We start from the raw sequence: 25,919 nt of genomic DNA, 5'->3' as shown, positions 1-25,919 counted from the left end.
ATGACCCGCACCGCTACCCCGCGCAAACCCCGCGCCCGCAGCCAGGCGAGGATCGATTCGATCCTCGAGGCGGCGCGCACGCTGCTGGCCAGCGAAGGGGTGGCCAGCCTGTCGATCTACAGCGTGGCCGAGCGTGCGCAGATTCCGCCGTCATCGGTGTATCACTTCTTCGCCAGTGTTCCGGCCCTGCTTGAAGCACTCACCGCCGACGTGCACAGCGCCTTTCGCGCCTGCCTTGAAGCGCCGATTGATGCGGCGGCGTTGAACACCTGGCACGACCTCTCGCGCCTGGTCGAACAGCGCATGCTGGTGATCTACAACGAAGATGCTGCGGCGCGGCAGCTGATTCTGGCCCAGCATGGCTTGAGCGAAGTGACCCAGGCTGACCGCCAGCACGACATCGAGTTGGGCGACCTGATGCACACCTTGTTCGCCGAGCATTTCCAGTTGCCGGTGTTGCCGGATGATGTGGATGTGTTTGCTTTGGCCATGGAGCTGGGTGATCGGGTGTATGCCCGTTCGGTGCAGTTGCACGGGCAGATCACGCCGCGCATGGCCGAGGAAGGGATGCGGGTGTTTGATGCATACCTGGGCTTGTATCTGCCGCCTTTCCTGCCTAAACGCTGACGGCCTCATCGCTGGCAAGCCAGCGCCCACAGGGACTGTATACACCGAACCTTGTGGGAGCTGGCTTGCCAGCGATGCAAGGCTAAGCCTTGCCCTGGTAGTCAGAGCTTGGCAATCGACACTTCTGTCGACTTCACAAAGGCAATCACCTCACTGCCAATGGTCAGTTCCAGCTCGCGCACCGAGCGGGTGGTGATCACCGAAGTGACGATCCCCGAGGCCGTTTGCACATCGATTTCCGACAACACCGGGCCTTCGAGGATTTCCTTGACGGTGCCTTTGAACTGGTTACGTACGTTGATCGCTTTGATTGTCATCTGCTTGGTTCCTTACAGGTCAGAGAGCCCAACGCAATTGCGTCGGCAAAGGTGCGACAGGTTCCGGCTCGGGCGGTGTGCCCGGGATCGACAGAACCCGGTTGAGTACTTCGGTTTCCAGTGCGGCCAGGCGGTGTGAACCGCGTACCCGCGGGCGTGGCAGGTCGACATTGAGGTCCAGGCCCACTTCGCCGTCTTCGATGAGGATCACCCGGTCGGCAACCGCCACCGCTTCGCTGACGTCGTGGGTAACCAGCAACACGGTAAAGCCATGCTGGCGCCACAGCCGCTCGATCAACTGCTGCATCTCGATACGGGTCAGCGCATCCAGCGCGCCCAATGGCTCGTCGAGCAGCAACAGGCGCGGCTGGTGAATAAGGGCGCGGGCCAGGGCCACACGCTGCTTCTGGCCGCCCGACAACGCCGCCGGCCATTCATTGGCACGCTCGGCCAGGCCGACCGCCTCCAGCGCTTCAAGGGCTCGCGGCCGCCAGTTGCCCGACAGGCCCAGGCCGACGTTGTCGATGACCTTCTTCCACGGCAGCAAACGCGCTTCCTGGAACATCAGCCGGGTGTCTTCCTGGGCTTCGCTCAGCGGCGCAGAACCTGCCAGTAGCTCGCCGCCACTGGGTTGCTCAAGCCCGGCCAGCAAGCGCAGCAAGGTGCTCTTGCCGCAGCCGCTGCGCCCGACAATGGCGACGAACTGGCCGGCCGGAATGTGCAGGTCGATGTCGCGCAGCACCTGACGCTGGCCGAAGGTTTTCTGCAGGTTCTGCGCCGCCAGCGGAATCCCGCGCAGCAGCCGCAGTGGTGGTTCCTTGAGAATGGTCATGCGCCCTCTCCCCTGCTCGGTTGATAGGCCGGATGCCAGCGCAGCCAGACTCGCTCAAGGCCGCGTGCGGCCAGGTCGGCAAGCTTGCCGAGCACGGCATAGAGAACGATGGCCAGCACCACCACATCGGTCTGCAGGAACTCGCGGGCGTTCATCGCCAGGTAGCCGATGCCGGCGTTGGCCGAAATGGTTTCGGCCACGATCAACGTCAGCCACATGAAGCCCAGGGCAAAGCGCACACCGACCAGGATCGATGGCAAGGCGCCCGGCAGAATCACCTGGCGAAACAGCTCAAAGCCGGACAAACCATAGCTGCGGGCCATTTCCACCAAGGCCGGATCGACGTTGCGGATGCCGTGGTAGGTGTTCAGGTAAATCGGGAACAAGGTGCCCAGGGCCACCAGGAAAATCTTCGCCGACTCATCGATGCCGAACCACAGGATCACCAGCGGGATCAGCGCCAGGTGCGGCACGTTGCGAATCATCTGCACCGAGCTGTCGAGCAGGCGCTCGCCCCATTTCGACAGGCCGGTGATAAAGCCCAGCGCCAGGCCGATGGCGCCACCGATCAGAAAGCCGACGGCTGCCCGCCAGCCGCTGATTGCCAGGTGGGTCCAGATCTCGCCACTGCGCACCAGCTCGACGCCGGCGCTCAATACCGCGCTCGGCGCCGGCAGGATCCGCGTCGACAGCCAGCCGAGGCTGACTGCCAGTTGCCAGACCGCCAACAACAGCAACGGCAGCGCCCAGGGCGCCAGGCGTTGCTGCCAGGGAGTGGATGAACGACTCATGGCCCGGCCCTCAGCGCTGCGCCGAGGATTTGGGCAGGATGTCGTTGGCGACCATCTCGCCGAACGGGCTCACGTAGCCACCGCTTTTCGGCAGCTCCGGGCGCTCCACATCCAGGTGCGGGAACAGCAGCTCGGCGACCCGGTACGACTCTTCCAGGTGGGGATAACCGGAGAAAATGAAGGTGTCGATGCCCAGCGCCGCGTATTCCTTGACCCGTTCGGCCACGGTCGGGCCGTCGCCGACCAGCGCTGTACCGGCACCGCCACGCACCAGACCGACACCGGCCCAGAGGTTGGGGCTGACTTCCAGATTGTCGCGGTTGCCGCCATGCAGCGCGGCCATGCGTTGCTGGCCGACCGAATCGAAGCGCGCCAGCGAGGCCTGGGCCCGGGCAATGGTGTCGTCGTCCAGGTGCGAAATCAGCCGCTCGGCGGCCTGCCAGGCTTCGGCGTTGGTTTCACGCACGATCACGTGCAGACGAATGCCGAAACGCACAGTACGGCCTTGCTTGGCGGCCTTGGCGCGCACCTGTTCGATCTTCTCCGCCACCGCTGCCGGCGGCTCGCCCCAGGTCAGGTACAACTCGACCTGTTCGGCTGCCAGGTCCTGCGCGGCCTCCGAAGAGCCGCCAAAGTACAGCGGCGGACGCGGCTGCTGGATCGGCGGATAGAGCAGCTTGGCGCCTTTGACCTGTATGTGCTGGCCGTCGTAGTCGACGGTTTCGCCTTCCAGCACCCGGCGCCAGATGCGGGTGAATTCCACCGAGGCCTGGTAGCGCTCTTCGTGGCTGAGGAACAAGCCGTCACCGGAGAGCTCTTCCGGATCGCCACCGGTCACCAGGTTGAACAAGGCCCGGCCACCGGAAAGGCGATCCAGGGTTGCTGCCTGACGCGCCGCCACGGTCGGCGAAATGATCCCCGGACGCAGGGCCACCAGGAACTTCAGGCGCTGGGTCACCGGAATCAGCGAAGCGGCGACCAGCCAGGAGTCCTCGCAGGAACGCCCGGTCGGGATCAGCACGCCGCCAAAGCCGAGGCGGTCTGCCGCCTGGGCGATCTGCTGCAGGTAGCCGTGATCGACTGCGCGCGCGCCTTCGGCGGTGCCAAGGTAATGGCCATCGCCATGGGTCGGAAGAAACCAGAATACGTTGAGGCTCATTGGAGTTGTCTCCTAGGGGTGGCGCAGACCGGGGCGGCGCCCCGGCGCGGGCAAATCGTCAAGGGGCGCTGGCGACTTTGGCCGGCGGAGTCCAGATCACGTCCTTGATGCTCAACGGCTTGGGAATCAACTTGAGCGTCTTGAAGGTGTCGGCGATCTTCTGCTGGGCGGCGATCACTTCCGGGGTAAGGAAAGCGGCGCCGTAGCCCTGGCGCTTGACCGAGGTCAGGGTGATGTCGGCAGGCAGGCCGAGCAGCGGCGCGACCTGGTCGGTGACTTCCTGTGGGTTGGCCTTGGACCACTCGCCCACTGCGCGCACTTCATCGACCAAGGCGCTGATCACTTCAGGGTGCTTCTGCGCGTAGGGCTTGGTCGCCAGGTAGAACTGATGGTTGTCGACGATGCCCTGGCCATCACGCAGGGTGCGTGCCTGCAACTGCTGCTCGGCAGCGGCCTGGTACGGGTCCCAGATCACCCAGGCATCGACGCTGCCACGCTCGAAGGCGGCGCGGGCATCGGCGGGCGGCAGGAACACTGGCTGGATGTCGCTGTACTTGAGGCCGGCGTCTTCCAGGGCGCGGACCAGCAGATAGTGCACGTTGGAGCCTTTGTTCAGCGCGACCTTCTTGCCCTTGAGTTCCTTCACCGACTGAATCGGCGACCCTTTGGGCACCAGGATGGCTTCGCTGTGCGGCGCTGGCGGCTCGTAGGCGACATAAAGCAGGTCAGCGCCAGCGGCCTGGGCGAACACCGGCGGTGTTTCACCGGTTACCCCGAAGTCGATCGAGCCGACGTTCAAGCCTTCGAGCAGCTGCGGGCCACCTGGGAATTCAGTCCATTGCACCTGCACGCCCTGGGCGGCAAGGCGCTTTTCCAGCGTGCCCTTGGCCTTGAGCAGCACCAGGGTGCCGTACTTCTGGTAACCGATACGCAGGCTTTCAGCCTGGGCTTGAGTAATGGCGCCGAAGGACACAGCCGCAGCAAACAGAGCGACCAGACCACGACGCAAAATGACAGTGCGCATAGCGCTCTCCTTTGCTGTTGGGGTTCAGGCTGCACCTGCTTGCCCGTTGGCGGGCGAGTAAGGTGGGAATTACAGGTAGCGGGTGGTACGCCTCAGATGCTCCAGCGAGCACTGAGCAGACGTTCATTCAACACGCCCGGCGCAACCGGCTTGGGGCGACGCGCCAGGGCGCGGTGAAACAGTTCCAGCGATTCGAGCAGACGCTGCTCCAGGGCCGGCGCCAGTTGCGCGGCGGCGCTGCCTTCGCCGTAGGCGATCTGGCTGTCGTCGGCGAAGATCCCTTGCAGGGTTTCCTCGGCCTTGAGTGCCGACAGCACCGGCTTGAGCGCGTAATCCACCGCGAGCATATGGGCGATGCTGCCGCCGGTTGCGATCGGCAGCACCACCTTGTGGCTCAGGGCACGCTCGGGCAGCAGGTCGAGCAGGGTTTTCAGCGCACCGGCGAACGAGGCCTTGTACACCGGGGTAGCAACCACCAGGCCATCGGCCTGTTCTACCAATTGCAGAAAGTGCTGCACCTTGGGGCTGTCGAAGCGCGCATGGAGCAGGTCTTCGGCCGGAAAATCCCGCACCTGGAAAGTCACCACTTCCACGCCCTGGCCTTGCAGCCACTGGCGGCTGCGCTCAAGCAGGACGCCGGAGCGCGAACGCAGGCTGGGACTACCACCGAGAGAAACAACCAGCATTGGAACGCATCCTTGATCGTGTTCTAGAGGGCCGCGAGTTGAAGTTCTCGCTGGAGTGGAGTGACCTTAACAGCTCGACATATATATCCATAAATCATATTTTTTCATTTGTTTATTCCTTGTTGACCTATAAGTGCATCGCGGGGCAAGCCCGCGCCTACAGGTCTTGGGGCAATAAAAAAAGGGCCGTAAACGGCCCAAAATCCCTGCTATGGCTAAAGATCAACGATTGGGTTGCGGGGTCAGGCGCAGGTACGGCTTGACCGCCCGGTAACCCTTTGGAAAGCGGCGTTTGATTTCCTCTTCATCCTTGAGCGACGGCACGATCACCACCTCGTCACCGTCCTGCCAGTTGGCGGGGGTGGCGACCTTGTGGTTGTCGGTCAGCTGCAGCGAGTCGATCACCCGCAAGATCTCGTGGAAGTTGCGCCCGGTGCTGGCCGGATAGGTGATGGTCAGACGGATCTTCTTGTTCGGGTCGATGACGAACAAGGAACGCACCGTCAGGGTGTCGCTGGCATTGGGATGAATCAGGTCGTAGAGGTCGGAGACTTTGCGATCGGCATCGGCCAGGATCGGGAAGTTGACGATAGTGTTCTGGGTTTCGTTGATGTCTTCGATCCAGCGGTGGTGCGAATCCACCGGGTCCACCGACAGGGCGATGGCCTTGACCCCACGCAAGGCGAACTGCTCTTTGAGCTTGGCAGTGAAGCCCAGTTCGGTGGTGCACACCGGGGTAAAGTCGGCCGGGTGAGAGAACAGCACGCCCCAGCTGTCGCCCAGCCATTCGTGGAAGCGGATCTTGCCGGCGCTGGAATCCTGTTCGAAGTCGGGGGCGATATCGCCGAGTCTGAGGCTCATGGTGCGGCTCCTTGGCTGAGTTCGTTATGGCTTCACTGTGCCTGCTTCGTTGTAAAATCAAAAAGAATAAATATCGATTTATTTATAACCAATAAATCTAATCTGGTGCAGGCAAAAAAAAGCCTCGCACTGGGCGAGGCTCTCGTTTCAACCCGACTTACATGAAGTTGTAAGTGTAGTTGAAGATCAGGCGGGTCTGATCCTGGTCGCGAGCGGACTCGGAACCCTCACCACGGTAGACACCATGACGCAGACTGGCGCCCAGGCCTTTAAAGGTGCCTTCCTGAATGACGTAGTCGACACGCGCGTCGCGCTCCCACTCGTCATAAGTACCGTTGCCGGACTTATAGCGAACGTCATCACCGCGCAGGTAGTTGACCGACGCCTTCAGGCCTGGCACGCCCAGTCGTGCGAAATCATACGCGTACTGACCGAAAGTGGTGTTCTCTCCAGCACGGACAAAGGAGTTGATCATGCTGTCAGTGAACAGGTAGAAGCTCGAACCGCCGTTGCCTTCGTTGCGATTGCGGCCATCTACGACATCACCTTGGCCCAGGTAGACGAAACCACCGTCATCGCCGACCTGTTGATGGCCGAGCAGGAACGAGTGACCGCCCAGGGTGTAGGTGAAGATGGCGCTCCAAGTCTTGTTATCGACCTCGCCAGCGTTCTTGGCATAACCGCCGTTGTTGCTGAAGAAGTGAGTGGCGTCTCCGTTCGCGCCGTCGCTGCGGCTGTCGAAGTAGCGCAGGTCGGTTTTGAAGGATTGGTCGTCAGCAATCGGGAACACATGAGTCAGACCCAGGAAGTGCTGCTTGTAGTAGTCTTCCAGGTTCGCGTAGTAGTACTGCAGGGTCAGTTCTTTGGTGACCTTCCAGTCGCCACCGGCGAACTGGAACTTGTTGCTATCCTGGGTACCACCGGCAACGGCCAGACCAGTACGGTTGCTCGACGCACGCCCCATGGCGTGGGTCAACTGACCGGCGTTCAGGGTCAGGTTGTCGATTTCCTTCGACTGGATGGTGCCACCTTCAAACGTTTGCGGCAGCAGACGGCCATCGTTCGCGACGAGGATTGGCAGGTTAGGTGCCAGGGCGCTACCGAAATGAGCTTCGGTTTTCGAGAAACGCGCTTTGGCGTTAGCACCGATCCGCGCCCACTGATCAACAGCCGAGCCATCGGTGTCGCTAGGGAAGAAGGTGCTGTTATTCGGGTGATGACCACGGCCACCATCCAGATGAATACCCCACAGCGCTTGTGCATCGACACCAAAGCCTACGGTACCTTCGGTGAAGCCCGAGATGTAGTCGAGCTTGAAACCTTGACCAGACTCGCGGCTGCTGGAACCACCGGTCTCACGGTCATCATTATCGAAATACATGGTGCGGGAACTGAGCGACAGCTTGCTGTCTTCAACGAAACCGGCAGCACCCGCTTGCTGGGCCAGAACCCCAACGGCCACGGCAAGTGCCAAGGTGGACTTGTACATGTTTTGCTCCTCTACGTTCTAATTCTTGTGTGTCGCTTACGGCAGGATCTTTGTGTCCCGCTCGACGTCGATTGGCGATTAGCACCAAAGGGTGACCGTCTAGTCAATCGTAACCATTCATTTCACTACTTTGGTCTAATGCGCCAACGGTGGGGGTGAAGGATAATGACAATCGTATAAATCCAAAAAGACTTATTTCGTAATTTTTCAGATTATTGCGGAATATGATCCAAATTTTTCTCCGCTGCCGTTATCGGCACCTAAGCTAATTCCTAAAGGGTATTGGGAAGCGGCTTTTTAGACCGCATAGCTTTGTCGAACCGTCCCCTTTCGGCAGGGCAGCCCCATGGCCCGACCATCATTGCCTTTCCCCTGTGCCCCGGCCTTGACCAGCATCACGTTTGGCGCCCAGGCCGATGAAGCCAGCACCTTCCCAGAGCCTTAAATCAATTGGCTCCTAAGCTAATGCAAAAAAGTTATTTATTTTAACTTTCTTAGATCATCTAGTCTTATTTCACCCCAACACAACCGCCCGCCTGACAAGGAGTTCACCATGACCCTGCATGCTCCCCTGCGCCTGTTCGCCGCCCTGACCCTGGCCGGCACCAGCTGGTTTGCCCAGGCGGCCGACCTGACGGTGGCCTACCAGACCACCGTGGACCCGGCGAAAGTCGCCCAGGTCGACGGTACCTACGAGAAAACCAGCAAGGCTGACATCGACTGGCGCAAGTTCGACAGCGGCGCCGACGTGATCACCGCCGTGGCCTCTGGCGATGTGCAGATCGGCTCCCTCGGTTCCAGCCCGCTGGCCGCTGCCGCGACCCGCAAGCTGCCGGTGGAAACCTTCCTGATTGCGACCCAGATCGGCGCCGCCGAAGCCCTGGTCGCCCGCGATGGTGCCGGCATCAATTCGCCGCAGGACCTGATCGGCAAGAAGATCGCCGTGCCGTTCGTATCCACCGGTCACTACAGCCTGCTGGCCGCGCTCAAGCAATGGAACATCGACCCGGCCAAGGTGCAGATCCTCAACCTCGCACCACCGGCAATCATCGCCGCCTGGAAGCGCGGCGACATCGACGCCACCTACGTCTGGGACCCGGCCCTGGGCGTGGCCAAGGAAAACGGCAAGGTGCTGATCACCTCCGGTGAGCTGGCCGCGAAAGGCGCACCGACCTTTGACGCCTGGATCGTGCGCAAGGACTTCGCCGCCAAGCACCCGGAGATCGTCAAGGCCTTCGCCAAGGTCACCCTGGATGCCTACGCCGACTACCGCAAAGACCCGCAAGCGTGGCTGGCGAACAAGAGCAACGTCGACAAGCTGGTGAAGCTCTCTGGCGCCAAGGCGGCTGACATCCCCGGCCTGCTGCAAGGCAACGTGTTCCCGCTGGCCGCCGACCAGGTTGCAGCGCTGGGCGCACCGACCACCCAGGCGATCACCGACACCGCCACCTTCCTCAAGGAGCAAGGCAAGGTCGAAGCGGTGCTGCCGGACTACGCGCCCTACGTCAGCGCCAAATTCATCGCCAACTGAGACTCGGAGCAGACCATGGCCCTGTTACAACTGGAGCGCATCAGCGCACAGTACCCCGGCGCGGCCGAGCCGGTGCTGGCCGATATCAACCTGAGCCTGGGCCCGCAGCAATTGCTGGTGGCCCTCGGCCCTTCGGGCAGCGGCAAGACCTCGTTGCTCAACCTGATTGCCGGTTTCGTGGCGCCCAGCAGCGGCCGCATCACCCTCGACGGCGTACCGGTGCAAGGCCCCGGCGCCGAGCGCGGCGTGGTGTTCCAGGACGATGCGCTGCTGCCCTGGCAAGACGTGCTGGCCAACGTCGCCTTCGGCCTGGAGCTGGCCGGGGTGCCGCGTGCCGTGAGGGAAAGCAAGGCCCGCGAGATGCTCGCCCTGGTCGACCTGGCGGAGTTTGCCAACCGGCGGATCTGGCAGTTGTCCGGAGGCCAGAAGCAGCGCGTGGGCCTGGCCCGGGCCCTGGCTGCCGACCCGCGGGTACTGCTGATGGACGAGCCGTTCGGCGCGCTGGATGCCTTTACCCGCGAACAGATGCAGGAGTTGCTGTTGCAGGTCTGGCAGCGTACCGCCAAGCCGGTGTTCCTGATTACCCACGACATTGAAGAGGCGGTGTTCCTCGCCACCGAACTGGTGTTGCTGGCCCCGAACCCTGGGCAGATCGTCGAACGCCTGCAATTGGATTTCGGCCAGCGCTACAGCGCTGGTGAATCAGCCCGCGCGATCAAGTCCGATCCGCGCTTTATCGAAACCCGCGAGCACGTGCTGGCCCGGGTGTTCTCCCAACGCAGTGCCGTTACGCGGCAGGAGTTCGCATGAGCAGCCTGGATGTCCCGGTCGCGGCCAAACGTGCCACCAGCCAAATCGCGCCGAGCACACTCCGGCGCAGCCTGAACACCCGCTGGATCAGCGGCCTGACCCTGGCCACACTGCTGTTGCTGTGGTGGGCGGTCACCGCCGCCGAATGGATCGAGCCGCTGTTCCTGCCCTCACCCGCAGCGGTGTTGAGCAAGGCCTGGTTGCTGCTGACCCAGGGCTACATGGAATCAACCTTGTGGCAGCACCTGGGTGCCAGCCTGCAACGTATCGGCCTGGCTCTCGGTGCGGCGATCGTCACGGCGATTCCGATTGGTATCGCCATCGGCCACAACCGCATTGCCCGCGGCATTCTCGACCCGCTGATCGAGTTCTACCGGCCGATTCCGCCCTTGGCTTACCTGCCGCTGATCGTGATCTGGTGCGGCATTGGCGAGCTGTCGAAGGTGCTGCTGATCTACCTGGCGATCTTCGCCCCGATCGCCATTGCCACCGCTACCGGCGTGCGTACCGTCGACCCGACCAAACTGCGCGCCGCGCAGTCGCTGGGGGCCACGCGCTGGCAGTTGATTCGCCATGTGATCCTGCCCAGCGCCCTGCCCGACATTCTTACCGGTGTGCGCATCGGCCTGGGTGTTGGCTGGTCGACCCTGGTGGCGGCCGAGCTGATCGCCGCCACCAGCGGCCTGGGGTTCATGGTCCAGTCGGCCGCGCAGTTCCTGGTAACCGACGTGGTGGTGCTGGGCATCCTGGTGATCGCCTTGATTGCCTTCGCCCTGGAGATGAGCTTGCGTGCCCTGCAGCGCAAGCTGGTGCCCTGGCACGGCCAGAGCCATTGACAACGGATAGAGAACAACCATGAGCCTGACCATTACCCCGCTGAGCCCTGCCCTCGGCGCACACATCAGCGGCATCGACCTCAGCCGCGAAATCAGCCAAGAACAACGCGACGCCATCGAACAGGCGCTGCTCAAGCACCAGGTGCTGTTCTTCCGCGACCAGCCGATCAACCCACAGCAACAGGCCGAATTTGCCGCCCGTTTTGGCGACCTGCATATCCACCCGATCTACCCGAATGTGCCGGAAACGCCACAGGTGCTGGTGCTCGACACCGCCGTCACCGACGTGCGCGACAACGCCATCTGGCACACCGATGTGACCTTCCTGCCGACCCCGGCACTGGGTGCGGTGCTCAGCGCCAAGCAACTGCCGGCCTACGGCGGCGACACTTTGTGGGCCAGTGGCATAGCTGCCTATGAGGCGCTGTCGGCACCGCTGCAGCAGCTGCTCGCCGGCCTCACCGCGACCCACGACTTCACCAAGTCGTTCCCGCTGGAGCGCTTCGGCACCACCCCGGAAGATCTGGCGCGCTGGGAAGCGGCGCGGCGCAACAACCCACCGCTGTCGCACCCGGTGATCCGTACCCACCCGGTGAACGGACGCAAGGCGCTGTTCGTCAACGACGGCTTCACCACCCGCATCAATGAACTGAGCGAGGCTGAAAGCGAGGCGATTCTCAAGCTGCTGTTCGCTCACGCGACCCGCCCGGAGTTCACCATTCGCTGGCGCTGGCAGGAAAACGACGTGGCGTTCTGGGATAACCGCGTGACCCAGCATTACGCAGTGGACGACTACCGGCCGACGCGGCGGGTGATGCACCGGGCGACGATTCTGGGGGATGCGCCGTTTTAAAGATCCATCGCGGCGCTACCATCGCTGGCAAGCCAGCGCCCACAAAACCCTGTGGGCGCTGGCTTGCCAGCGATGAGGCCAGAGAAATCAACGCACCAGATGCAAGAACTGCATATGCCGCTCGTACTGATCGAGGATGTCGTTGATGATCTGCTCCTTGCTGTAGCCAACCAGGTCGTAATCCTGGCTGCCTTCGCTCAGGTGCACTTCGGCACGGTAGTAGCGGCGATTCTTCAGCTCCTGGGTACCCAGGCCGCCCAAGGCAAAGGACGGTGTGAAGTAACCGCGCATCTGCACCTGGTAAATGAACGGCTGCTCTTCACCATGGCCGATCTTCAAACTGACGTTGTCGTGGCTCGGATCCTCCTGGGTGATGACATGCAGGCCCTTCTCGCCAAACACTTCAGTCACCTCGGCAATCGCCGGACGCACCACGTCATCCATGAAGCGGTACACCTCATCGCGTGACGGGAAATGCACGGCCTGGCTCAAGCGCTGACGCCAGCCGCCGCGGCCACGCCGTGAGTTGGCGAACGGCGCCAGCGAATGCAGCTGGGCAATCTGGCGTTGCGACTCCAGGTAGAACGCCTTGTGCAGCCCCCACATCATCAACAGCAGGATCACCGAGAACGGCAGCGAGGTGAGCACCACCGCCGACTTCAGCGAATCGATACTGCCGGCAAACAGCAGGGCGCTGGTAACCAGCGCGGTCATCGCGCCCCAGAACACCCGCAGCCAGTTCGGCCCATCTTCGTCGGCGTTGCCGCCCTTGGCCGAGAGGGTCGAGAGCACTACGGTGCCGGAGTCGGCGGAGGTAACGAAGAACACGAAGCTGATAAACACCGTGACGGCAATCACCGCCTTGCTCCACGGGTAGGTTTCCAGCAGCAGGTAAAGGGTCATCGACGGGTTGTCGAGGGCCGATTGCCCCAGCGCGGTCATGCCGTGGTCGAGCACCTGGGAGATGGCGCTGTTGCCGAAGATCGACATCCACGCCAGGGTGAAGCCCAGCGGGATCAGCAGCACGCCGAAGACGAACTCGCGAATGGTCCGGCCGCGGGAAATCCGCGCGATGAACAGGCCGACAAACGGCGCCCAGGCAATCCACCAGGCCCAGTAGAACACGGTCCAGCCACCCAGCCACTCATTGGCCTGGTTGTAGGCATAGACATCGAAGCTCTTGCGCGGCAAGGCGCCGAGGTAGTCGCCGAGGTTCTGGATCAAGGTGTTGAACAGGTGCTGGGTGGGCCCGGCGAACAACACGAACAGCAGCAGCGCGCAGGCCAGGAACATGTTGATATCGGACATCACCCGCACGCCCTTCTCGACCCCGGCAACTGCCACGGCGACCGCCGCGCCCATCATCAGGGTGATGAGGATCACCTGCACCCACTGGGTATGGGGCACGCCGAACAGGTAGTCGAGGCCCGAATTGAGGTGCAACACGCCAAAGCCCATGTCGGCGCCCAGGCCGAACACCGTGGCGATGATGCCGAAGCCGTCCACGGCATAGCCGATCGGGCCGTTGATGCGCTTGCCGATCAACGGATACAACGCCGAGCGCAGGGCCAGCGGCAAGTTATGCCGGTAGGCGAAATAGGCCAGGGCCATGCCGACAAACGCGAACACCCCCCAGCCATGCAGGCCCCAGTGCAGGAACAGCAACTGCATCGCCTGGCGCCCGGCCTCGACCGTGCCGGCCTCGCCTTGCGGCGGCTGGAGCATGTGCGTCAGGGGTTCGGAGACGCAGAAGAAGAACAGGGTAATGCTGATACCCGCTGCGAACAGCATGCCGGCCCAGGACAGGTAGCTGAACTCGGGCTCGTCGTGGTCGGCACCGAGCTTGATCTTGCCGTAGCCAGACAAGGCGGTGACCACCACGAAGACCAGATACAGCGTCATCGCCAGCATGTAGTACCAGCCAACGGTGTTGGCCGCCCAGTTCTGCGCTGCCAGCAACCACTCGCCGGCCGCTTGCGGATTGCTGATGACCACCAGGCCGAATATCAGGATAAAGCTTGCCGCGAAGTAGAAAACCGGCGGGTTCATGCGGATCTTGCCGCTGGAGACGGGGCTGGGTGCACTCATCGATTGTGCACCCCGCCGAGGGGGGAGAAGCTTGGATTGAACGGGTTCAGCAAAGGGTTTCCTCCTGTTGAACACCGGCAGCGGACCACCGTTTTAACTTGAACAAGCGTTCAAGTTAAACATGGATGGGGGTCGCGATGCGACCCGTTGCCGCAAGCCAAGCTTCGGGTCGCCTACTTCTGGGTCCCGTCATCATGCTGCAGATTGGCCTGGGTCAGGTTGCTGCCCGGGGCCACGCTGCGGGTCAGCCAGACGTTGCCGCCGATGGTCGAACCCTTGCCGATGGTGATGCGTCCCAGAATAGTCGCACCGGCATAAATCACCACGTCGTCCTCGACAATCGGGTGGCGCGGATGGCCTTTCTGCAACTGCCCGTCCTCATCCGCCGGGAAGCGCTTGGCGCCCAGGGTGACGGCCTGATAGATGCGTACCCGCTCGCCGATGATCGCCGTTTCGCCGATCACCACACCGGTACCGTGGTCGATGAAGAAGCTCGGACCGATCTGCGCGCCGGGGTGAATGTCAATGCCGGTGGCCGAATGGGCCAGCTCCGAACTGATCCGTGCCAGCAACGGCAGGCCGGCGCGGTACAGGTGATGGGCCAGGCGGTGGTGAATCACCGCAAGGATGCCCGGGTAGCACAGCAGCACTTCATCAACGCTGCGCGCCGCCGGGTCACCATGGAAGGCCGCCAGCACATCGGTATCGAGGATGCTGCGCAGGCCCGGCAAGGCGGCGGCAAAATCCTGGATCAGGCGCAGCGCCTTGGCATCGATTTCAGCCGTGGCCTGTTTGCCCTGGCGCGCCACGTAGCGCAGTTCCAGGCGCGCCTGGGCGAGCAAGGCGGTCAGCGCGGCATCGAGGGTATGGCCAACATAGAAGTCTTCGCTTTCTTCACGCAGGTCGACCGGGCCCAGGCGCATGGGGAACAACGCGCCACACAGCTGTTCGAGAATATGCCGCATGGCTTCGCGTGACGGCAGCTCGCGGCCGCCCTGTTCGCCGCTGCTGCGACCGTTACTGCTACGCCACTGGTCGCGGGCGGCACGCAGCTGGCCGACGATGGTTTGCAGCTGCCAATGCCCTGTTTGCGCGTTGTCGCTCACGGTTACCTCTCCTGCTGCAGCGGCGGTCGGTGGATGGTAGTGCCGCCGCAATTGCTGATTACTCTACGGCAAATTCCCACGGCGGAAAAAATAACGCTTTATTCCAGAAAGCAATAAAGGCGGCATAAGCCGGGGAGTTGCCCGCGTGCCCCGGGCTGCCTATAGTCGAATTTTCCCTAGCCGACGTGACCCCATGATCGACCGACAGCTCGCCCGCTTCAATCGTCTGGACCTGCTTGGCGCCCCCACCGCGCTGGAAAAACTGCATCGGCTCTCGGCCTGGGCCGGCCGTGATATCTACGTCAAACGTGACGACTGCACGCCGTTGGCGCTAGGCGGCAACAAAGTACGCAAGCTCGAATACCTGGCCGCCGATGCCTTGGCCAAGGGCGCCGACACCCTGGTGACCGCCGGTGCGATCCAGTCCAACCATGTGCGCCAGACTGCGGCGCTGGCCGCGCAACTGGGCCTTGCCTGCGTGGCCCTGCTGGAAAACCCCATCGGCACTGACTCACCCAACTACCAGCACAACGGCAACCGCCTGTTGCTGGAGCTGTTCGATGCCAAGGTCGAGTTGGTCGACAACCTCGACAATGCCGATGAGCAGCTGCAAGCCCTGGCCGTGCGCCTGCACGCCAGCGGCCGCAAACCCTACATCGTGCCGATTGGCGGCTCCAACGCACTCGGTGCCTTGGGTTATGTGCGTGCCGGCCTTGAACTGGCGAAGCAGATCGAACATTGCGGTGAACAGTTCGCCGGGGTGGTGCTGGCCTCCGGCAGCGCCGGTACCCACAGCGGCCTGGCCATCGCCCTGGCGGAAAAACTGCCGAACCTGCCGGTGATCGGCGTGACCGTGTCGCGCAGCGACGAGGACCAGCGGCCGAAAGTCCAGGGCCTGGCCGAACGTACCGCCGAGCTGCTGGGCGTGCGCTTGCCAGCGACCTTCAAGATCGAACTGTGGGATGAGTACTTCGCCCCGCGCTATGGCGAGCCTAACGCCGGCACCCTCGCCGCCATCCGCCTGCTGGCCAGCCAGGAAGGCTTGCTGCTCGACCCGGTGTATACCGGCAAGGCCATGGCCGGGCTGATCGATGGCATCGCCCGCCAGCGATTCGATGACGGCCCGCTGATTTTTCTGCATACCGGTGGGGCACCGGCATTATTCGCCTACCCTGAGGTCTGGAACGGATAACTTTTTATTTGAAAATAATATAAGAACATGAATTTATATTATTTTTAAGACTAAAAGCGTCACCCTATAGTCAGCGCCACACTCACAACAACACTGGGGCTAACCATGAAGATTTCCGCTTTCGGTAAACAGGCAGTCGCCGCCGGCCTGGGCCTGCTGCTCGGGGCCAGTATGCTCAGCCAAGCTGTGGCTGGTGAACAACTGCAGCAGATCAAGGACAAGGGCGTGATCAACGTCGGCCTTGAAGGCACCTATCCACCGTTCAGCTTCGTCGATGCCGACGGCAAGCTGACCGGCTTCGAAGTGGAACTCTCCGAGGCCCTGGCCAAGGAGCTGGGGGTCAAGGTCAAGCTGCAACCGACCAAGTGGGACGGCATCCTCGCCGCCCTGGAGTCCAAGCGCCTGGACGCGGTGGTCAACCAGGTGACCATCTCTGAAGAGCGCAAGAAGAAATACGACTTCTCCAAGCCCTATACCGTTTCCGGGATTCAGGCGCTGGTGCTGACCAAGAAGAAGGATGAGCTCAATATCAGGTCCGCTGCCGACCTGGGCGGCAAGAAGGTCGGGGTAGGCCTGGGCACCAACTACGAAGAGTGGGTCAAAGCCAATGTACCGACCGCTGACGTGCGCACATACGAAGACGATCCGACCAAGTTCCAGGACCTGCGTGTCGGCCGTATCGACGCCATCCTGATCGACCGCCTGGCCGCTCTGGAATACGCCAAGAAAGCCAAGGACACTGCCGCCGCCGGTGACGCGTTCTCGCGTCAGGAAGCCGGTATTGCCCTGCGCAAGGGCGAGCCTGAACTGCTGGAAGCCGTGAACAAGGCGATCGACAAGCTGCGCGCCGACGGCACGCTGAAAAAGCTTTCGGAAAAGTACTTCAACGCTGACGTCACTCAATAATGGAAGAAGCTTTCCAACTCGCCATAGAGTCCGCGCCCTTCCTGCTCAGGGGCGCGTACTACACGGTAATCCTCAGCCTGGGCGGGATGTTCTTTGGCCTGCTGCTGGGTTTCTGCCTGGCGCTGATGCGCCTGTCGGCGCTCAGGCCGCTGAGCTGGACAGCGCGGGTCTATGTCTCGTTCTTTCGCGGCACGCCGTTGCTGGTGCAACTGTTCGTGATCTACTACGGCCTGCCGCAGCTGGGCATCGAACTGGACCCGCTGCCGGCGGCGCTGATCGGCTTCTCGCTGAACATGGCCGCCTACGCCTGTGAAATCCTGCGTGCCGCGATCAGTTCCATCGACCGCGGCCAGTGGGAGGCCGCCGCCAGCATCGGCATGACCCGTGGCCAGGCCATGCGCCGGGCGATCCTGCCGCAGGCGGCACGCACGGCCTTGCCGCCACTGGGCAACAGCTTCATCTCGCTGGTCAAGGACACCGCCCTGGCTGCCACCATCCAGGTGCCGGAGCTGTTCCGCCAGGCGCAGCTGATTACCGCGCGCACCTTCGAAATCTTCACCATGTACCTTGCCGCCGCACTGATCTACTGGGTGCTGGCCAGCGTTCTCGCACACCTGCAGAACCGCCTGGAAGCGCGGGTCAACCGACACGACCAGGAGTCCTGAGGCATGATCGAGGTACAACGCCTGAGCAAGCAGTTCAACGGCCAGACCGTGCTCGATGACATCAGCCTGACGGTCGAGGCCGGCGAAGTGATCGCCATCATCGGCCCCAGCGGTTCCGGCAAGACCACCTTCCTGCGTTGCCTGAACCTGCTGGAAACCCCCAGCAGCGGGCGCATCAAGGTCGGCAACGTGGAGATCGACGCCAACCGCCCGCTCGGCCAGCAGAGCGGGCTGATCCGCCGCTTGCGCCAGGAGGTCGGGTTCGTCTTTCAGAACTTCAACCTGTTCCCCCATCGCACGGCGCTGGAAAACGTCATCGAAGGCCCGCTGGTGGTCAAGAAGACACCGCGCGAACAGGCCGTGGCCCTGGGCATGACGCTGCTGGCCAAGGTTGGCCTGGCCGGCAAGGAGGCCTCCTACCCACGCAAGCTGTCCGGTGGTCAGCAACAGCGGGTAGCGATAGCCCGGGCTCTGGCGATGGAGCCGGAGGTGATCCTCTTCGACGAACCGACTTCGGCACTCGACCCGGAACTGGTCGGCGAAGTGCTGGCGACCATCCGCAGCCTGGCCGAAGAAAAACGCACCATGATCATCGTCACCCACGAGATGAGTTTTGCCCGCGATGTAGCCAACCGGGTGATCTTCTTCGACAAGGGCGTGATCGTCGAACAGGGCGAAGCCAAGGCACTGTTTGCCCATCCCAAGGAGCAACGCACCCGTCAGTTCCTGAGTAAATTTCTCGGTACCCAGAACACCGGCTACTGAGTTTTTCCCTGCCCTCCCCGCCTCGCTGACAGCGCCTGCCCTGCCCCGGCAGGCGTTCATCCAGCGACCGCCAAGTACTTCTATATTTATTCCTAAAAGTTAGTTTATTTAATTTTTATACGCTATTAGGGTATATGAACCGGACCACCGGACCAGCGCAATTTTGTCGCCGCACCCCGCGCCGACGTTTTCAATTCGTGAGGTAGGTATGGTCAGGAACACAATCACCCCAGTGCGTAACGCCAGGGCATTGAGTGCAGCCAAGGAGCGGTACTGATGTCCAATCTGGCAGAAACCACAGTCCACAGCGACCTGGACAGCGCCCCGCTGCTGTTGCCGGCCAAGGTGCTGAGCAACGACGAGCAAGCCCTGCAGGCAGCCCATGCGCTGGCCGAGGTAGCCCGCACCCAGGCGGCCAAACGCGACCAGCAACGCAAGCTGCCCTGGGCAGAAATCGAACAGTTCACCCGCAGCGGCCTGGGCAGCATCAGCATCCCGCGGGCCTTTGGTGGCGCGCAGGTGTCGTTTGTCACCATCGCCGAAGTATTTCGCATCATCAGCGCCGCCGACCCGGCGCTGGGGCAGATCCCGCAGAACCAGTTCGGCATCCTGCAACTGCTCAAAGGCACCGCCTCTGAGCGGCAAAAAGAATTGCTGTTCAAATCGGTGCTCGACGGCTGGCGCATCGGCAATGCCGGGCCGGAGCGCGGTACCAAGCACACCCTGGACCTCAAGGCGCGGATCACCCGCGAGGGCGATCACTATGTGCTCAGCGGCCAGAAGTTCTATTCCACCGGCGCCCTGTTTGCCCACTGGGTGGCGGTCAAGGCACTGAACGACGACGGTCGCCAGGTCATGGCCTTCGTCCGCCGTGGCACCCCGGGCTTGCGCATCGTCGATGACTGGTCCGGTTTCGGCCAGCGCACCACCGCCAGCGGCACCGTGCTGCTGGACAAGGTGCAGGTCGATGCAGAGCTGGTGATCGACACCTGGAAGCAAGGCGAAGTCGCGAACATTCAGGGCGCCGCTTCGCAACTGATCCAGGCGGCCATCGATGCCGGTATCGCTGAAGCGGCAATTGCCGACACCATCGTTTTTGTCCGCGAAAAAGCCCGGCCGTGGATCGACGCCAAGGTCGAGCGCGCCAGTGACGATCTCTACGTGATCGCCGATGTCGGTCGCCTGCAGCTTGAGCTGCATGCTGCCCAGGCGCTGCTGAGCAAAGCCGCGCGAGTGCTCGACGAAGTCAACGCCGCGCCGGTCGACGCCGCCGCTGCCGCCCGCGCCTCGATCGCCGTGGCCGAAGCCAAGGTGCTGACCACCGAGATCGCCCTGCAGGCCAGCGAGAAGCTCTTCGAACTCTCCGGCAGCCGCGCCACCCTGGCCGAGTTCAACCTCGACCGGCATTGGCGCAATGCCCGCGTGCACACCCTGCACGACCCGGTGCGCTGGAAATACCACGCCGTCGGTGCCTATCACCTCAACGGTACCTTGCCTGCCCGGCACTCCTGGATTTGACCAGACCACTGGAGCCCTGTTTATGAGCCTTTTGCCGCAACCGCACGCTAACGTCGCGGTCATCCACGCTGACGCCCAGGCCTTGCAAATCGCCGAGGAAATCGCCGTCCAACTGCGTCGCGACAGCGCCTTGCGCGACCGTGAGCGGCGCCTGCCGCAGCCTGAACTCGAGCTGTTCTCCCACTCCGGCCTGTGGGGCATCAGCGTGCCCAAGGCCTTTGGTGGCGCCGGCGTGTCCAACGTCACCCTGGCCAAGGTCATCGCCCGCATTGCCCAGGCCGACGCTTCGCTGGGGCAGATCCCGCAAAACCATTTCTATGCGCTGGAAGTGCTGCGGGTCAACGGCAGCCCGGCGCAACAGCAACGCCTGTACGCCGAAGTACTGGCCGGCAAGCGCTTCGGCAATGCCCTGGCGGAACTGGGCACCAAGACCGCCCACGACCGCACCACCGCCCTCACCCGCGAGGGCGACGCCTACCGCATCAATGGCCGCAAGTTCTACGCCACGGGCGCGATCTATGCCCAGCGCATTCCTACCTCGGTGGTCGATGAAGACGGCGTCCAGCGCCTGGCCTTCGTACCGGCTGACAGCAGCGGGCTGAAAGTCATCGACGACTGGAGCGGCTTCGGCCAGCGCACCACCGGCAGCGGTTCGGTGGTGTTCGACAACGTGCCGGTTGCCGCTGACGACGTGCTGCCGTTCCAGAGCGCCTTCGAGCGCCCGACCACGGTCGGCCCGTTGGCGCAGATCCTCCACGCGGCCATCGACACCGGCATCGCCCGCGCCGCCTATGAAGATGCCCTGCACTTCGTGCGCACCCGCAGCCGGCCCTGGGTCGACGCCGGGGTCGATCAGGCCAGCGCAGACCCGCTGACCCTGAAGTCCTTCGGCCACCTGGCGATTCGCTTGCACGCCAGCGAAGCCCTGCTCGAACGCGCCGGTGAATACCTCGACCGCGCCCAGGCCGAGCCGAATGCCGAAACCGTCGCCGCCGCCTCGATCGCCGTGGCCGAAGCACGGGCGATCAGCACCGAGATATCCCTGGCCGCCGGCACCACCCTGTTCGAGCTGTCTGGCAGCCAGGCGACCCTGGCCGAGCATGGCCTGGACCGGCACTGGCGCAACGCCCGGGTGCACACCCTGCATGACCCGGTGCGCTGGAAGTACCACGCCATCGGCAATTACTACCTCAACGATGAATATCCACCGTTGCGGGGCACCATCTGATGGCCAAGAAGAAGATCCTGCTCAACGCCTTCAACATGAACTGTGTCGGGCATATCAACCACGGCCTGTGGACCCATCCACGGGACAACTCGAGCCAGTACAAGACCCTCGAATACTGGACCGAGCTGGCCCGGCTACTGGAGCGCGGGTTGTTCGACGGCTTGTTCATCGCCGATATCGTCGGCGTCTATGACGTCTACCAGCAGTCTGTCGATGTAGCGCTGAAAGAGTCGATTCAGTTGCCGGTCAACGACCCGCTGCTGCTGGTTTCGGCCATGGCCGCCGTCACCCGCAACCTCGGCTTCGGCCTGACCGCCAACCTGACCTACGAGCCGCCCTACCTGTTCGCCCGGCGCCTTTCCACCCTCGATCACCTGAGCCGTGGCCGGGTGGGCTGGAACATCGTCACCGGCTACCTGGACAGCGCAGCCAAGGCCATGGGCCTGGACCAGCAGCCCGAGCACGACCGTCGCTATGACCAGGCCGACGAGTACCTGCAGGTGCTGTACAAGCTCTGGGAAGGCAGCTGGGAAGACGGCGCGGTGCTCAACGACCGCCAGCAGCGGGTCTATGCCCAGCCGGACAAAGTGCACAAAATCAACCACCAGGGCGAGTTCTACCGGGTCGAGGGTTATCACCTGTGCGAGCCATCGCCACAGCGCACCCCGGTATTGTTCCAGGCCGGCAGCTCCGAGCGCGGCTTGAGCTTTGCCGGCAGCCACGCCGAGTGCGTGTTTATCAGCGGCCAGAACAAGGCCGCCACCCGCGCCCAGGTCGACAAGGTGCGCGCTGCCGCCGTGGCGGCAGGGCGTGACCCGCAGGCGATCAAGGTGTTCATGGGCCTGACGGTGATCGTCGCCCGCACTGAAGAGCAGGCCAAAGCCAAGCACGCCGAGTACCTGCGCTATGCCAGCGCCGAGGCCGGTGTTGCGCACTTTGCCAGTTCCACCGGCATCGATTTCTCCGAGTACGAACTGGACGAGCCGATCCAGTACGTGAAAAGCAACGCCATCCAGTCCGCCACCAAGCACCTGCAGAACAACGACTGGACCCGGCGCAAGCTGCTCGAGCAACACGCCCTTGGCGGACGCTACATCACCCTGATCGGCTCGCCGACCCAGGTCGCCGACGCGCTGGAAAGCTGGGTCGCCGAAACCGGCCTGGACGGTTTCAACCTGGCCCGCACGGTTACCCCGGAAAGCTATGTCGATTTCATCGACCTGGTGATCCCCGAGCTGCAACGCCGCGGCTCGTACAAGACCGCCTACGAACAGGGCAGCCTGCGCGAGAAACTCTTCGCCAGCGACCAGCCTCACCTGCCGGCAGACCATCCTGGCGCCAGCTACCGCCACACCCCTACGACCCCGACGGGAGCGCTACAGCATGCTTAAGACCTTTATTGCCCGCCCGGTCGCAGCCCTGGCCCTGACCTTGGGTCTGTTCGGCGCCGCTCAGGCCGCCGATGCCTTGAAAATCGGCACCACCGCGGCCTTCTCCATCCCCCTCGAAGCGGCCGTCAGCGAAGCGAAGAAACAGGGCCTGGACGTCGAGCTGATCGAGTTCAGCGACTGGATCGCGCCAAACGTCAGCCTCGCGGCCGGTGACATCGACGTGAACTACTTCCAGCACATCCCGTTCCTGGAAAACGCCAAGGCCGCCGCCGGTTTCGACCTGGTGCCCTTCGCCCCCGGGATCATCAACAATGTCGGCCTGTACTCGAGAAAGTACAAAAGCTTCGCTGAGCTGCCCGTGGGCGCCAGCGTTGCCATCGCCAACGACCCGATCAACAGCGGCCGCGGTTTGCAGCTGCTGGCCAAGGCCGGTTTGATCACCCTCAAGTCTGGCGTCGGTTACAAGGCCACCGAGGAAGACATCGTCGCCAACCCGAAAAAACTGAAGATTCTCCAGGTCGAAGCGGTACAACTGGTGCGCGCCTACGATGACGCCGACCTGGTCCAGGGCTACCCGGCCTACATCCGCCTGGCGAAGACTTTCGACGCCACCTCGGCGCTGCTGTTCGACGGCCTTGACCATAAGGAATACGTGATCCAGTTCGTCATCCGCCCGCAGAGCAAGGACGACCCGCGCCTGGCCAAGTTCATCGACATCTACCAGCACTCGCCGGTGGTGCGTGCCGCCCTCGATCAGGCCCACGGCAAGCTCTACCAAGCTGGCTGGGAGAGCTGAGATGAGCGCAGTCAGCGCCCGCGTGGCGCAGGAGCAACAGCCGTTCGCGCCCCTGCAGCAGGCTCAGCAACGGGCTTTGCACCCGGAACTGGGTAACGCCCATGTGCGTTTCATCGGCCTGGGCAAGACCTACCCCGGCCAGCAAACCCCGGCGCTGGACGGTATCGACCTGAATATCCAGCACGGTGAGATCTTCGGCATCATCGGCCGTAGCGGTGCCGGCAAGTCGTCGCTGATCCGTACCATCAACCGCCTGGAGCACCCGAGCCATGGCCGGGTGCTGATCGACCAGGTGGACATCGGCGAGTACGACGAAGACCGCCTGGTGCGCCTGCGTCGACGCATCGGCATGATCTTCCAGCACTTCAACCTGATGTCGGCCAAGACCGTCTGGCAAAACGTCGAGTTGCCGCTCAAGGTTGCTGGTGTGCCCAAGGCCCAGCGCCAGCGCAAGGTCGCCGAGTTGCTGGAGCTGGTCGGGCTGCAGGACAAACACCAGGTTTACCCGGCGCAGTTGTCGGGCGGGCAGAAGCAGCGCGTCGGCATTGCCCGGGCACTGGTGCATGACCCGCAGATTCTGCTGTGCGACGAAGCCACCTCGGCGCTCGACCCGGAAACCACCGAATCGATCCTCGGCCTGTTGCGCGACATCAACCGGCGCCTGGGCCTGACCATCGTGCTGATCACCCACGAGATGGCAGTGATCCGCGATATCTGCCACCGGGTGGTAGTGCTCGAGCGCGGGCGCATCGTTGAGCAGGGCGCGGTCTGGCAAGTGTTTGGCGACCCGCAGCATGAAGTCAGCAAAACCTTGCTGGCACCGTTGCAACCTGCCCTGCCGGCGGCCCTGCAAGCACGCTTGCAGGCACAACCGCCTGGCCCGGAGGCTGCACTGGTGTTGAGTGTGCGGGTCAGCGGCAAGGACCGGCAGGCGCCGGAGCTTTCTGCGTTGTTCAACTTGTTGGGCGGCCGGGTCAGCCTGTTGCAAGGTGGCATCGAACCGATCCAGGGCCGTGCTCTGGGGCAACTTGTGGTGTCGGTGGCCGACTCGCCGCACAGCCACGCGCACGTGATTGAGCGCGCCCGGCAATGGGCTGCACAGGTGGAGGTACTGGGTTATGTGGTTTGATCGCTTGCTCCAGGGTGTGCTCGACACCCTGCTGATGGTTGGCGTCTCGTCGCTGATTGCCCTGCTCGCCGGTGTACCGCTGGCGGTGATCCTGGTCACCAGCGGCAAGGGCGGGATCTTCGAAGCGCCCACCCTGAACCGGGTGCTCGGCGCCTTCGTCAACCTGTTCCGTTCGATTCCGTTCCTGATTCTGATGGTGGCGCTGATCCCCTTCACCCGTTTGATCGTCGGCACCACCTATGGTGTCTGGGCGGCGGTAGTGCCGCTGACCATTGCCGCCACGCCGTTCTTTGCCCGCATCGCCGAAGTCAGCCTGCGCGAGGTCGACCATGGCCTGATCGAAGCGGCCCAGGCCATGGGTTGCCGGCGCTGGCGCATCGTCTGGCATGTGCTGCTGCCAGAAGCCCTGCCGGGTATTGTCGGCGGCTTTACCATCACTTTGGTGACCATGATCAACTCCTCGGCCATGGCTGGCGCCATTGGTGCCGGGGGCCTGGGCGACATTGCCTACCGCTATGGCTACCAGCGCTTCGACAGCCAGATCATGCTGACGGTGATCGTCATGCTGGTAGTGTTAGTGGCGCTGATTCAGCTGGGCGGGGATCGGTTGGCGAAGGGCTTGAACAAACGCTGAATTCATCGCTGGCAAGCCAGCTCCCACAGGGTCTGCATGCACCGGACCCTGTGGGAGCTGGCTTGCCAGCGATGGCCATTACACGGGTCAAAGCCATTCGGCATCCCAATGAGGATAGTCACCAATGTGGTGTACCAAGCCCGCTCGTAATGGATTGGCAACGATGTAACGGGCAACCGCGCGAATATCCTCCTCACGACGTAACGCCCGGTCATGAAACCCTTGCTGCCATAGCCGCCCATGGCGATTGCAGGCCTTGTTCACCGCACACGTAGTTCGAGATTTGAGTCGGCGCATCAGGGTTTTCAGCGTCACCTGATGCAACTCGATCAGCCAGTGAAAATGATCAGGCATCACCACCCACGCCAATGATCTGGCCGACTGTTCTTCCTCGGCCTGACGAAACTGGGCAATGATCAATCTGGCCAGCCAGATATCTTCGAAGATGGGCGTGCGGTTTTCGATCACACTGGTCAACAGATACAACCTGCCGGGCTCAGACACGCGCCCCCGTCGTAGTCGATGAGTGGATGGACGTTCCATGTCGCGCTCCTTGAAGATGAACCTTCAAGGTAGCTGCACAAGAAAGGCAAAGTGGGGTGTCTATCAGACCGGATGTTTCTGATGCATCGCATCGCTGGCAAGCCAGCTCCCACAGGTTCTGCATGCACCGGACCCTGTGGGA

At 62.8% G+C, this 25,919-nt stretch carries 26 protein-coding genes; 15 read left to right on the top strand and 11 right to left on the bottom strand.

Going from position 1 to position 25,919, the window contains the following annotated elements; all coding sequences use genetic code 11:
- Positions 1 to 627: a TetR/AcrR family transcriptional regulator gene (locus tag UW3_RS0105175; protein WP_010221228.1), complete on the top strand. Its 627-nt coding sequence runs from the start codon at positions 1 to 3 to the stop codon at positions 625 to 627.
- Positions 628 to 728: 101 nt separating this feature from the next.
- On the opposite strand, the gene UW3_RS0105170 is transcribed toward UW3_RS0105175, so the two are convergent.
- From UW3_RS0105170 to UW3_RS0105135, 8 genes are all read right to left on the bottom strand, one after another.
- The gene (locus UW3_RS0105170) at positions 729 to 944 is read right to left on the bottom strand and encodes a TOBE domain-containing protein (protein ID WP_010221227.1); all 216 of its coding nucleotides are present in this window, start codon (positions 942 to 944) and stop codon (positions 729 to 731) included.
- Positions 945 to 963: 19 nt separating this feature from the next.
- Positions 964 to 1,776, bottom strand: a complete 813-nt coding sequence (gene ssuB, locus UW3_RS0105165; protein WP_010221226.1) for an aliphatic sulfonates ABC transporter ATP-binding protein — start codon at positions 1,774 to 1,776, stop codon at positions 964 to 966.
- Positions 1,773 to 2,567 carry an aliphatic sulfonate ABC transporter permease SsuC gene (ssuC, locus tag UW3_RS0105160; protein WP_010221225.1) on the bottom strand — a complete coding sequence of 265 codons (795 nt, stop codon included), beginning with the start codon at positions 2,565 to 2,567 and terminating at the stop codon, positions 1,773 to 1,775. The genes ssuB and ssuC overlap by 4 nt, the downstream gene beginning before the upstream one ends.
- A 10-nt stretch (positions 2,568 to 2,577) precedes the next feature.
- Entirely contained in the window at positions 2,578 to 3,726 is a 1,149-nt protein-coding gene (gene ssuD / locus UW3_RS0105155; protein WP_010221224.1) for an FMNH2-dependent alkanesulfonate monooxygenase, read from the bottom strand.
- A gap of 58 nt (positions 3,727 to 3,784) precedes the next feature.
- On the bottom strand, positions 3,785 to 4,750 hold the full coding sequence (locus UW3_RS0105150) for a sulfonate ABC transporter substrate-binding protein (RefSeq protein WP_010221223.1): 966 nt from the start codon (positions 4,748 to 4,750) through the stop codon (positions 3,785 to 3,787).
- Positions 4,751 to 4,842: 92 nt separating this feature from the next.
- Complete coding sequence (gene ssuE, locus UW3_RS0105145; protein WP_010221222.1) at positions 4,843 to 5,436, bottom strand: NADPH-dependent FMN reductase; 594 nt, start codon at positions 5,434 to 5,436, stop codon at positions 4,843 to 4,845.
- 222 nt (positions 5,437 to 5,658) lie between these two features.
- Positions 5,659 to 6,297, bottom strand: a complete 639-nt coding sequence (locus UW3_RS0105140) for a peroxiredoxin (RefSeq protein WP_010221221.1) — start codon at positions 6,295 to 6,297, stop codon at positions 5,659 to 5,661.
- Between the two features lie 157 nt (positions 6,298 to 6,454).
- On the bottom strand, positions 6,455 to 7,786 hold the full coding sequence (locus UW3_RS0105135; RefSeq protein ID WP_010221220.1) for an OprD family porin: 1,332 nt from the start codon (positions 7,784 to 7,786) through the stop codon (positions 6,455 to 6,457).
- Positions 7,787 to 8,339: 553 nt separating this feature from the next.
- Here UW3_RS0105135 and tauA point away from each other — a divergent pair.
- The 4 genes from tauA to tauD are packed head-to-tail and all read left to right on the top strand — an operon-like array spanning position 8,340 to position 11,816.
- On the top strand, positions 8,340 to 9,317 hold the full coding sequence (gene tauA, locus UW3_RS0105130) for a taurine ABC transporter substrate-binding protein (protein ID WP_010221219.1): 978 nt from the start codon (positions 8,340 to 8,342) through the stop codon (positions 9,315 to 9,317).
- A gap of 15 nt (positions 9,318 to 9,332) precedes the next feature.
- Positions 9,333 to 10,127: a taurine ABC transporter ATP-binding subunit gene (gene tauB, locus UW3_RS0105125; protein ID WP_010221218.1), complete on the top strand. Its 795-nt coding sequence runs from the start codon at positions 9,333 to 9,335 to the stop codon at positions 10,125 to 10,127.
- Entirely contained in the window at positions 10,124 to 10,963 is an 840-nt protein-coding gene (tauC, locus tag UW3_RS0105120; protein ID WP_010221217.1) for a taurine ABC transporter permease TauC, read from the top strand. Before tauB ends, tauC begins: the two co-directional genes overlap by 4 nt.
- 19 nt (positions 10,964 to 10,982) lie before the next feature.
- Entirely contained in the window at positions 10,983 to 11,816 is an 834-nt protein-coding gene (tauD, locus tag UW3_RS0105115; protein ID WP_010221216.1) for a taurine dioxygenase, read from the top strand.
- 87 nt (positions 11,817 to 11,903) lie between these two features.
- Here tauD and betT read toward each other — a convergent pair whose 3' ends face one another.
- Complete coding sequence (betT, locus tag UW3_RS0105110; RefSeq protein WP_174242344.1) at positions 11,904 to 13,865, bottom strand: choline transporter BetT; 1,962 nt, start codon at positions 13,863 to 13,865, stop codon at positions 11,904 to 11,906.
- Between the two features lie 212 nt (positions 13,866 to 14,077).
- Positions 14,078 to 15,010, bottom strand: a complete 933-nt coding sequence (gene epsC, locus UW3_RS0105105) for a serine O-acetyltransferase EpsC (protein ID WP_010221214.1) — start codon at positions 15,008 to 15,010, stop codon at positions 14,078 to 14,080.
- Between the two features lie 193 nt (positions 15,011 to 15,203).
- Between epsC and UW3_RS0105100 the strand changes: the two genes are divergently transcribed.
- The 10 genes from UW3_RS0105100 to UW3_RS0105055 all read left to right on the top strand — a co-directional run bounded on the left by UW3_RS0105100 (position 15,204) and on the right by UW3_RS0105055 (position 25,234).
- Positions 15,204 to 16,202 (top strand): D-cysteine desulfhydrase, encoded by a 999-nt coding sequence (locus tag UW3_RS0105100; protein ID WP_010221213.1) that lies wholly within the window; start codon positions 15,204 to 15,206, stop codon positions 16,200 to 16,202.
- Between the two features lie 105 nt (positions 16,203 to 16,307).
- Positions 16,308 to 17,108, top strand: a complete 801-nt coding sequence (gene tcyJ, locus UW3_RS0105095; RefSeq protein ID WP_010221212.1) for a cystine ABC transporter substrate-binding protein — start codon at positions 16,308 to 16,310, stop codon at positions 17,106 to 17,108.
- Positions 17,108 to 17,773 (top strand): cystine ABC transporter permease, encoded by a 666-nt coding sequence (tcyL, locus tag UW3_RS0105090; protein ID WP_010221211.1) that lies wholly within the window; start codon positions 17,108 to 17,110, stop codon positions 17,771 to 17,773. Before tcyJ ends, tcyL begins: the two co-directional genes overlap by 1 nt.
- A 3-nt stretch (positions 17,774 to 17,776) precedes the next feature.
- The gene (gene tcyN / locus UW3_RS0105085; RefSeq protein WP_010221210.1) at positions 17,777 to 18,538 is read left to right on the top strand and encodes an L-cystine ABC transporter ATP-binding protein TcyN; all 762 of its coding nucleotides are present in this window, start codon (positions 17,777 to 17,779) and stop codon (positions 18,536 to 18,538) included.
- Positions 18,539 to 18,814: 276 nt separating this feature from the next.
- Complete coding sequence (locus UW3_RS0105080) at positions 18,815 to 20,056, top strand: SfnB family sulfur acquisition oxidoreductase (protein ID WP_010221209.1); 1,242 nt, start codon at positions 18,815 to 18,817, stop codon at positions 20,054 to 20,056.
- A 22-nt stretch (positions 20,057 to 20,078) separates the two neighbouring features.
- Positions 20,079 to 21,284, top strand: coding sequence for an SfnB family sulfur acquisition oxidoreductase (locus UW3_RS0105075; RefSeq protein WP_010221208.1), 1,206 nt, complete (start codon positions 20,079 to 20,081; stop codon positions 21,282 to 21,284).
- Complete coding sequence (locus tag UW3_RS0105070; RefSeq protein ID WP_010221207.1) at positions 21,284 to 22,675, top strand: LLM class flavin-dependent oxidoreductase; 1,392 nt, start codon at positions 21,284 to 21,286, stop codon at positions 22,673 to 22,675. Before UW3_RS0105075 ends, UW3_RS0105070 begins: the two co-directional genes overlap by 1 nt.
- Positions 22,668 to 23,471, top strand: a complete 804-nt coding sequence (locus UW3_RS0105065; protein WP_010221206.1) for a MetQ/NlpA family ABC transporter substrate-binding protein — start codon at positions 22,668 to 22,670, stop codon at positions 23,469 to 23,471. Before UW3_RS0105070 ends, UW3_RS0105065 begins: the two co-directional genes overlap by 8 nt.
- A 1-nt stretch (position 23,472) precedes the next feature.
- Positions 23,473 to 24,600, top strand: coding sequence for a methionine ABC transporter ATP-binding protein (locus UW3_RS0105060; RefSeq protein WP_010221205.1), 1,128 nt, complete (start codon positions 23,473 to 23,475; stop codon positions 24,598 to 24,600).
- On the top strand, positions 24,590 to 25,234 hold the full coding sequence (locus tag UW3_RS0105055) for a methionine ABC transporter permease (protein WP_010221204.1): 645 nt from the start codon (positions 24,590 to 24,592) through the stop codon (positions 25,232 to 25,234). Before UW3_RS0105060 ends, UW3_RS0105055 begins: the two co-directional genes overlap by 11 nt.
- Before the next feature lie 87 nt (positions 25,235 to 25,321).
- On the opposite strand, the gene UW3_RS0105050 is transcribed toward UW3_RS0105055, so the two are convergent.
- The gene (locus tag UW3_RS0105050; protein ID WP_010221203.1) at positions 25,322 to 25,777 is read right to left on the bottom strand and encodes an REP-associated tyrosine transposase; all 456 of its coding nucleotides are present in this window, start codon (positions 25,775 to 25,777) and stop codon (positions 25,322 to 25,324) included.
- Between the last annotated feature and the right edge of the window lie 142 nt (positions 25,778 to 25,919).

The organism is Pseudomonas donghuensis (assembly GCF_000259195.1).
GTDB classification, from domain to species: Bacteria; Pseudomonadota; Gammaproteobacteria; order Pseudomonadales; family Pseudomonadaceae; genus Aquipseudomonas; species Aquipseudomonas donghuensis.
This window is presented reverse-complemented; position numbering and strand designations above follow the sequence as displayed.

What these genes read in the sequence shown, in the direction of transcription:
- UW3_RS0105175 (WP_010221228.1), top strand. Translation starts at nt 1, where the DNA reads ATGACCCGCACCGCTACCCCGCGCAAACCCCGCGCCCGCAGCCAGGCG.
- UW3_RS0105170 (WP_010221227.1), bottom strand. Translation starts at nt 944, where the DNA reads ATGACAATCAAAGCGATCAACGTACGTAACCAGTTCAAAGGCACCGTC.
- ssuB (WP_010221226.1), bottom strand. Translation starts at nt 1,776, where the DNA reads ATGACCATTCTCAAGGAACCACCACTGCGGCTGCTGCGCGGGATTCCG.
- ssuC (WP_010221225.1), bottom strand. Translation starts at nt 2,567, where the DNA reads ATGAGTCGTTCATCCACTCCCTGGCAGCAACGCCTGGCGCCCTGGGCG.
- ssuD (WP_010221224.1), bottom strand. Translation starts at nt 3,726, where the DNA reads ATGAGCCTCAACGTATTCTGGTTTCTTCCGACCCATGGCGATGGCCAT.
- UW3_RS0105150 (WP_010221223.1), bottom strand. Translation starts at nt 4,750, where the DNA reads ATGCGCACTGTCATTTTGCGTCGTGGTCTGGTCGCTCTGTTTGCTGCG.
- ssuE (WP_010221222.1), bottom strand. Translation starts at nt 5,436, where the DNA reads ATGCTGGTTGTTTCTCTCGGTGGTAGTCCCAGCCTGCGTTCGCGCTCC.
- UW3_RS0105140 (WP_010221221.1), bottom strand. Translation starts at nt 6,297, where the DNA reads ATGAGCCTCAGACTCGGCGATATCGCCCCCGACTTCGAACAGGATTCC.
- UW3_RS0105135 (WP_010221220.1), bottom strand. Translation starts at nt 7,786, where the DNA reads ATGTACAAGTCCACCTTGGCACTTGCCGTGGCCGTTGGGGTTCTGGCC.
- tauA (WP_010221219.1), top strand. Translation starts at nt 8,340, where the DNA reads ATGACCCTGCATGCTCCCCTGCGCCTGTTCGCCGCCCTGACCCTGGCC.
- tauB (WP_010221218.1), top strand. Translation starts at nt 9,333, where the DNA reads ATGGCCCTGTTACAACTGGAGCGCATCAGCGCACAGTACCCCGGCGCG.
- tauC (WP_010221217.1), top strand. Translation starts at nt 10,124, where the DNA reads ATGAGCAGCCTGGATGTCCCGGTCGCGGCCAAACGTGCCACCAGCCAA.
- tauD (WP_010221216.1), top strand. Translation starts at nt 10,983, where the DNA reads ATGAGCCTGACCATTACCCCGCTGAGCCCTGCCCTCGGCGCACACATC.
- betT (WP_174242344.1), bottom strand. Translation starts at nt 13,865, where the DNA reads ATGAACCCGCCGGTTTTCTACTTCGCGGCAAGCTTTATCCTGATATTC.
- UW3_RS0105100 (WP_010221213.1), top strand. Translation starts at nt 15,204, where the DNA reads ATGATCGACCGACAGCTCGCCCGCTTCAATCGTCTGGACCTGCTTGGC.
- tcyJ (WP_010221212.1), top strand. Translation starts at nt 16,308, where the DNA reads ATGAAGATTTCCGCTTTCGGTAAACAGGCAGTCGCCGCCGGCCTGGGC.
- tcyL (WP_010221211.1), top strand. Translation starts at nt 17,108, where the DNA reads ATGGAAGAAGCTTTCCAACTCGCCATAGAGTCCGCGCCCTTCCTGCTC.
- tcyN (WP_010221210.1), top strand. Translation starts at nt 17,777, where the DNA reads ATGATCGAGGTACAACGCCTGAGCAAGCAGTTCAACGGCCAGACCGTG.
- UW3_RS0105080 (WP_010221209.1), top strand. Translation starts at nt 18,815, where the DNA reads ATGTCCAATCTGGCAGAAACCACAGTCCACAGCGACCTGGACAGCGCC.
- UW3_RS0105075 (WP_010221208.1), top strand. Translation starts at nt 20,079, where the DNA reads ATGAGCCTTTTGCCGCAACCGCACGCTAACGTCGCGGTCATCCACGCT.
- UW3_RS0105070 (WP_010221207.1), top strand. Translation starts at nt 21,284, where the DNA reads ATGGCCAAGAAGAAGATCCTGCTCAACGCCTTCAACATGAACTGTGTC.
- UW3_RS0105065 (WP_010221206.1), top strand. Translation starts at nt 22,668, where the DNA reads ATGCTTAAGACCTTTATTGCCCGCCCGGTCGCAGCCCTGGCCCTGACC.
- UW3_RS0105060 (WP_010221205.1), top strand. Translation starts at nt 23,473, where the DNA reads ATGAGCGCAGTCAGCGCCCGCGTGGCGCAGGAGCAACAGCCGTTCGCG.
- UW3_RS0105055 (WP_010221204.1), top strand. Translation starts at nt 24,590, where the DNA reads ATGTGGTTTGATCGCTTGCTCCAGGGTGTGCTCGACACCCTGCTGATG.
- UW3_RS0105050 (WP_010221203.1), bottom strand. Translation starts at nt 25,777, where the DNA reads ATGGAACGTCCATCCACTCATCGACTACGACGGGGGCGCGTGTCTGAG.